At 66.9% G+C, this 6,441-nt stretch carries 6 protein-coding genes and 1 pseudogene; 3 read left to right on the top strand and 4 right to left on the bottom strand.

What is annotated here, in order from left to right:
* Positions 1-401: hypothetical protein (locus C5O18_RS10400; RefSeq protein WP_158249275.1), on the top strand; the 401-nt coding region annotated here is incomplete at its 5' end.
* 30 nt (positions 402-431) lie between these two features.
* Here the strand turns inward: C5O18_RS10400 and C5O18_RS05200 are convergent.
* Both C5O18_RS05200 and C5O18_RS05195 read right to left on the bottom strand, forming a co-directional pair.
* Entirely contained in the window at positions 432-1,187 is a 756-nt protein-coding gene (locus C5O18_RS05200; protein ID WP_105192065.1) for a UDP-2,3-diacylglucosamine diphosphatase, read from the bottom strand.
* Positions 1,188-1,190: 3 nt separating this feature from the next.
* A complete protein-coding gene (locus C5O18_RS05195; protein WP_105192063.1) occupies positions 1,191-1,691 on the bottom strand; it encodes a peptidylprolyl isomerase in 501 nt (166 codons plus the stop codon).
* A gap of 151 nt (positions 1,692-1,842) precedes the next feature.
* On the opposite strand from C5O18_RS05195, the pseudogene C5O18_RS05190 reads away from it, so the two are divergent.
* A pseudogene (locus C5O18_RS05190) lies at positions 1,843-3,540 on the top strand (glutamine--tRNA ligase/YqeY domain fusion protein); the annotation flags it as partial.
* A complete protein-coding gene (gene cysS / locus C5O18_RS05185) occupies positions 3,537-4,970 on the top strand; it encodes a cysteine--tRNA ligase (protein ID WP_105192059.1) in 1,434 nt (477 codons plus the stop codon). The pseudogene C5O18_RS05190 and the gene cysS, both read left to right, overlap by 4 nt.
* Positions 4,971-5,072: 102 nt before the next feature.
* Here the strand turns inward: cysS and folD are convergent, their stop codons facing one another.
* A complete protein-coding gene (folD, locus tag C5O18_RS05180; RefSeq protein ID WP_105192057.1) occupies positions 5,073-5,912 on the bottom strand; it encodes a bifunctional methylenetetrahydrofolate dehydrogenase/methenyltetrahydrofolate cyclohydrolase FolD in 840 nt (279 codons plus the stop codon).
* Between the two features lie 139 nt (positions 5,913-6,051).
* Positions 6,052-6,270 carry a DUF2061 domain-containing protein gene (locus C5O18_RS05175; RefSeq protein WP_206389736.1) on the bottom strand — a complete coding sequence of 73 codons (219 nt, stop codon included), beginning with the start codon at positions 6,268-6,270 and terminating at the stop codon, positions 6,052-6,054.
* Positions 6,271-6,441: the final 171 nt, after the last annotated feature.

Below are 6,441 nucleotides of genomic sequence, written 5' to 3'. Positions count from 1 at the left end.
TCACCGTCGACCCGATGATGGAGCGCCTGCCCGACATCAGCTTTCTGCTCGGCGTGCTCGGCGATATCCGGCTCGATGTCGAGATCTTCGGCGTCGACCTGAAGTTCACGCTCGATGTCTCCATCCAGCTGCAGATCGATGTCGAGACCTACGCGCCGGTGATCCTCAAGCTGGTGCCGCACCCGGTCACCAGCAAGAACATCCGCATCGACGTGAAGGGCGCCAACCAGCCCAGCGAAGCGCTGGACAAGCTCATGCTGGTGCAGCCCATCGTGCGCGAGCAGATCGTGCGCGAGGTCAATGCCCGCATCGCCGATCCCAAGATCCGGGAGATGGCGACCATCGATGTCCTGGCGCTGGTCGACAAGGCCACCAGCAAGCCGGCCGGCAGCACTGCCTGACGCGGACCTGCCGCCGGTCCCGCGCGCCGCTCAGAAGCGCCAGGTCTCCAGGCTCACACTGCTGTCGTCGGCCCAGGCGATCACCGCCTCGCCGCTGTCCTCGCGCCAGTCGCCCAGCACCAGGCGCTCGCCGCTCATGTTGCCCGGCAGTTCGACCTGATGCCGCATGGGGCGGTGCGTGTGGCCGTGGATCAGGCGTTCGACGCCGGCCGCGGCCATGACCCGCACGACCTCGGACGGGGTCACGTCCATGATGTTCTCGGCCTTGTTGCTGTTGGCCATCTTGCTTTTCATGCGCCACATCTCGGCGATCATCAGCCGCTGTTCCAGCGGCTGGCCGAGGATGCCCTGCTGCCAGGCCTCGCTGCGCGCCTGCGCGCGGAAGGCCATGTAGGCCTCGTCGAGCGTGCACAGCTGGTCGCCGTGCATGAGCAGGGCGGGGGCACCGCCCAGCTCCACGACTTCCGCTTCGGCCATCATGCGGCCGCCGGCCTGCGCGCTGAACGGCGTGCTGCCGGCCGGGCCGCAGTCGAGCAGGAAGTCGCGGTTGCCGTGGCAGAACACCAGCTCGGCACCCTGCGCACCGACCGCCCTGAACATGGCCAGCACCTCGTCGAGGTAGTCGCTGCGGTTGTCGTCGCCGACCCAGACCTCGAACAGGTCGCCGAGCACGTAGACGGCGGTGCAGTCCGCCGGCAGATCGCCGAGCAGGGCTTTCAGGCCGGTGGTGCAGCGCGGCAGGTCCGGGGCCAGGTGGACGTCCGACAGCAGCAGGGCACGCGCCACGGCTTACTCCGCGACGATTTCGGCGCTGGTGATGACCACGGCCGTGCGAGGCACGTCCTGGTGGAAGCCCTTGCTGCCGGTGGCCACGCCCTTGATGGCGTTGACCACGTCCAGGCCTTCGCTGACCTTGCCGAACACGGCGTAGCCCCAGCCCTGCGGGTTCTTGGCGGTGTGGTTGAGGAAGCTGTTGTTGCCGACGTTGATGAAGAACTGGGCGGTGGCCGAGTGCGGGTCGTTGGTGCGTGCCATGGCGATGGTGCCGATCTCGTTCTTCAGGCCGTTGTCGGCTTCGTTGGCGATCGGCGCGGCGGTCGGCTTCTGGTTCATGTCGGCGTCCATGCCGCCGCCCTGAATCATGAAGCCGTCGATCACGCGGTGGAAAACGGTGCCGTCGTAGTGGCCCTTCTTCACGTACTCGACGAAGTTGGCGACCGACTTGGGTGCCTTCTCGGCGTTCAGGTCGATGACGATGCGGCCGTGGCTGGTGTTGAGAGCGACTTTCATGAAGGGTTCCTGTTGGTGGGTTGCTGTTGGTCTTGTGTCGGGCCGGAACGGGATTGTCGTTGTGCCGTGCACCCGGCGGGCGAAATTCTCGGCGGGAAGCGGGTTTGCGACCCTGTCTCCGGTTGAGCGTGCTCAGGCCCGGGGGTAGACTTCCGCTTTTGATTTTGCCAGCGCGACCATGATCGAAGCCAGAGATTTCATCCGTACACGCGTCATCGCCGATATCGACGGCGGCAAGCACGACAGCATTGTCACCCGCTTCCCGCCGGAGCCCAACGGCTACCTGCACATCGGTCATGCCAAGTCGATCTGCCTGAACTTCGGTCTCGCCGAGGAAGCCGCCACGCATCCGGGCAGCGCCGGCGCCTGCAACCTGCGCTTCGACGACACCAACCCGGAGAAGGAGTCGCAGGAGTACATCGACGCCATCCAGCGCGATGTGCACTGGCTCGGCTTCGACTGGGCCGGCGAGATCCGCTACGCCTCGAATTATTTCCAGCAGCTGCACGATTTCGCCGTCGAGCTGATCCGCGCCGGCAAGGCCTATGTCGACTCGCAGACCCCGGAGCAGATCCGCGAAGGCCGCGGCACGCTGAGCCAGCCCGGCGCCAACTCGCCGCACCGCGCACGCACGGTGGAGGAGAACCTGGAGCTGTTCGCGCGCATGAAGGCGGGCGAGTTCGCCGACGGCGCCCACGTGCTGCGCGCGAAGATCGACATGGCCTCGGGAAACATCAACCTGCGCGACCCGATCCTCTACCGCATCCGCAAGATCACCCACCACCAGACCGGTGACGACTGGTGCATCTACCCGATGTACGACTACACGCACCCGATCTCGGACGCGCTGGAGGGCATCACGCATTCGCTGTGCACGCTCGAGTTCGAGGATCACCGGCCGCTCTACGACTGGCTGCTGGACCAGCTGCCGTCGCTGCCGCATCCGCAGCAGATCGAGTTCTCGCGCCTGAACCTGAACTACACCGTGACTTCCAAGCGCAAGCTCAAGCAGCTGGTCGACGAGCAGCTGGTGCAGGGCTGGGACGACCCGCGCATGCCGACCATCGCCGGCCTGCGCCGCCGCGGCTACACGCCGGAGTCGATCCGCGCCTTCTGCGACAAGGTCGGCATCAGCAAGACCGAAGGCATCAGCGACGTGTCGCTGCTGGAGTTCTGCATCCGCGAGCACCTGGAATCGACTGCGCCGCGCGCCATGGCCGTGCTGCGACCGCTGAAGGTGGTGCTGACCAACCTGGCCGATGACCACCACGAGGTCATCACCGCCGTGCGTCATCCGAACGCCGACATGGGCGAGCGCGCGCTGCCGCTGACGCGCGAGATCTACATCGACCGCGAGGACTTCACCGAGACCCCGCCCAAGGGCTGGAAGCGCCTGGTGCCGGGCGGCGAAGTGCGCCTGCGCAACGCCTACGTCATGCGCTGCGACGAGGTGATCCGTGACGCTGCCGGCGAGGTGGTGGAGCTGCGCGGCGTGCTCGACCTCGACACGCTGGGCGCCAACCCGGTCGACCGCAAGGTCAAGGGCGTGATCCACTGGGTGTCGGCCAGCCATTCGCTGCCGGCCGAGATCCGCCTCTACGACCGCCTGTTCAGCGATCCCGCGCCGGACCGTGGCGATGCCGACTTCAAGTCCTGCATCAACCCGGATTCGCTGCGGGTGCTGGCGGAGGCCCGGGTCGAGCCGTCGCTGGCCGCCGCCGTGGCCGAGGAACGCTTCCAGTTCGAGCGCGAGGGCTACTTCTGCGTCGACCTGAAGGATTCGACGCCGCAGCGCCTGGTGTTCAACCGCACCGTCGGCCTGCGCGACTCCTGGGGCAAGCCGGCATGAGCGGCGCAGGGCTGGGCCTGAGCCCGCTGGCCGCCGGGCTGGTCATCCACAATTCGGAAACCCGCCGCAAGGCGCCGTTCGTGCCGCGCAAGGCCGGCGAAGTCGGCATGTACGTCTGCGGCATGACCGTGTACGACTACTGCCACATCGGCCACGCCCGTGTCATGGTGTCGTTCGACATCATCACGCGCTGGCTGCGCCAGCTCGGCTTCCGGGTCACCTATGTCCGCAACATCACCGACATCGACGACAAGATCATCAAGCGCGCCAACGAGAACGGCGAGCCCATCGACGCCCTGACCGCGCGTTTCATCGCCGCCATGGATGAAGATGCCGCCGCGCTCGGCACGCTGCGCCCGGACCAGGAGCCGCGCGCCACCGATCATGTCGATGGCATCCTGGCCATGGTCGGCACCCTGGTCGACAAGGGCCATGCCTACCCGGCGAAGAACGGCGATGTCTACTACGATGTCTCCAGCTTCCCGCGCTATGGCCGGCTGTCGAACAAGAAGCTCGACGACCTGCAGGCCGGTGCCCGCGTCGAGGTCGACGAACTCAAGAGCGACCCGCTCGACTTCGTGCTCTGGAAGGCCGCCAAGCCCGGCGAGCCGGCGTGGGCGTCGCCGTGGGGGCAGGGCAGGCCGGGCTGGCACATCGAGTGCTCGGCCATGTCGACCTGCTGCCTCGGTCACGGCTTCGATATCCACGGCGGTGGCGGCGACCTGCTGTTCCCGCACCACGAGAACGAGATCGCGCAGTCCGAGGCCGCCACCGGCGAGACCTATGTCAACACCTGGATGCACGTCGGCTTCGTGCAGGTGAACTCGGAGAAGATGTCGAAGTCGCTGAACAACTTCTTCACCATCCGCGAGGTGCTGCGGCACTACCATCCGGAAGTGCTGCGCTTCTTCATCGCCGCCAGCCACTACCGCAGTCCGCTGAACTACTCCGATGCCGCGCTCGACCAGTCGCGCCAGGTGCTGGAGCGCTTCTACGCCACCCTGGGCGCGCTGGCCGATGCCGCCGCCGGCGAGCCCGCGACTGCCGCGGATTACGAGGCGCGTCTGGCGCTGGCCATGAACGACGACTTCAACACGCCCGAGGCCATTGCCGTGCTGCACGAACTGGTGCGCGAGGCCAATCGCTGCGACAAGGCCGGTGACCGTGCCGGCGCGGCGCAGCACGCCAACCTGCTGCGGCGCCTGGCCGGCATCCTCGGTCTGCTGCAGCACGACCCGGATGCCTTCCGCCAGGCCGGCGCCGGCGATGCCGACTCGCTGGCGCAGATCGAGGCGCTGGTGGCCGAAATCACCGATGCACGTCAGCGCAAGGATTTCCAGCGTTCTGACGCGCTGCGCGACCAGCTCAAGGGCATGGGCGTGGCCGTCGAATTCACCCGCGAGGGCGTGCGCTGGCGCAAGGCCGACTGAACACAGGGCAGCAAAAAGCCGGAGGGGCCGGGGTCCGAAAACACGCTGGGAAAGCGCTACAGTTTTCGGACCCCGGCCCCTCCGGCTTTTTGCCGTCTCGCTTCAGCCGAGCTGGCGCTCCGCGGCTTCCACCGACTGCGTGATCAGGGTGGCGATGGTCATGGGACCGACGCCGCCCGGCACCGGCGTCCATGCCGCCACGCGGTCGCCCAGCGGCTTGAGCTGGATGTCGCCGACGCCGCCCGGGTGGTAGCCGGCATCGACCACCACGGCGCCATCCTTGATCCAGTCGGCCTGGATGAACTCCGGCCGGCCCACGGCGCCGACCACGATGTCGGCCTGCTTCACCAGCGCTGCCAGGTCGCGGGTCTTCGAGTGGCAGACGGTCACCGTGCAGTCGGCACCCAGCAGCATCAGCGCCATGGGCTTGCCGAGGATGGCGCTGCGGCCGACCACCACGGCGTGCTTGCCGGCCAGCTCGACGCCGTAGTGGCGCAGCAGGGTCATGATGCCGGCCGGCGTGGCCGAGCCGTAGGCGCGCTCGCCCATGGCCATGCGGCCGAAGCCGAGGCAGGTCACGCCATCGACATCCTTCTCCAGTGCGATGGCATCGAAGCAGGCGCGCTCGTCGATCTGGTGCGGCACCGGGTGCTGCAGCAGGATGCCGTGCACGTCCGGGTTGGCGTTCAGCTTCGCGATCTCTGCCAGCAGCTCCTCGGTGGTGGTGGCTTCCGGCAGTTCGAGGCGGATGGAGTCCATGCCGACACGCTGGCAGGCCTTGCCTTTCATGGTCACGTAGGTGGCCGAGGCGGGGTCGCCGCCGACCAGGATGGTGGCCAGGATGGGCGTGCGCCCGCTTTTCTCCTTGATGACGGCGACACGGGCGGCGAGGTCGGCCTCGATTTTCAGGGACAGCGCTTTGCCATCAAGCAGCAGGGACATGCGGGCGACTCCGGAAAGCTGATCAGGGAACTGGCGAAAACCGGCGGGAAGCCGGTGATTGAAGACGGCGCGCATTTTCGCATGTCGCGCCGGCTTCTGTCAGTGCCATGTGCCTGCCATGGGTCCGGTTGGTGCCGGCTCAGGCCGTGCGTGTCTCCGTCACGACGTTCTCCGCGGGGCTTCCGAAACGGTCCCAGGTCCAGTCATGTATGAAGAAGGCGACGGTGTTGACCATGGGCTCGATGAGGGCGAGGGCGCCGGCAATCACGACGCTGCCGGTGAGGAGGTAGCTCACCGTGAAGGCCACGCCGAAGTGCACGATGGCGAAGCTGGTGGTTTTGCGAATGCGTCTGGCCATGTCCGTTCTCCCGGTATCGAGGGCATGCCGCCCTTGCTGAAGGCAGGATAGGGTGCTTGGGCACATGTCCGGAAATGAGTTCTGGCTGGTTTTTCCATAGCGTTAAGCTATGGATGGCGGCCTTGAGGTCAGGGCTTTCCGAAGACGGGCGGCACGACATGACAAGGTGGC

Source organism: Amnimonas aquatica (genome assembly GCF_002943415.1).
Lineage (GTDB): Bacteria > Pseudomonadota > Gammaproteobacteria > Pseudomonadales > Moraxellaceae > Perlucidibaca > Perlucidibaca aquatica_A.
Note: the sequence above shows the minus strand (reverse complement) of the source record. Positions and strands in the feature narration are given on the sequence as shown.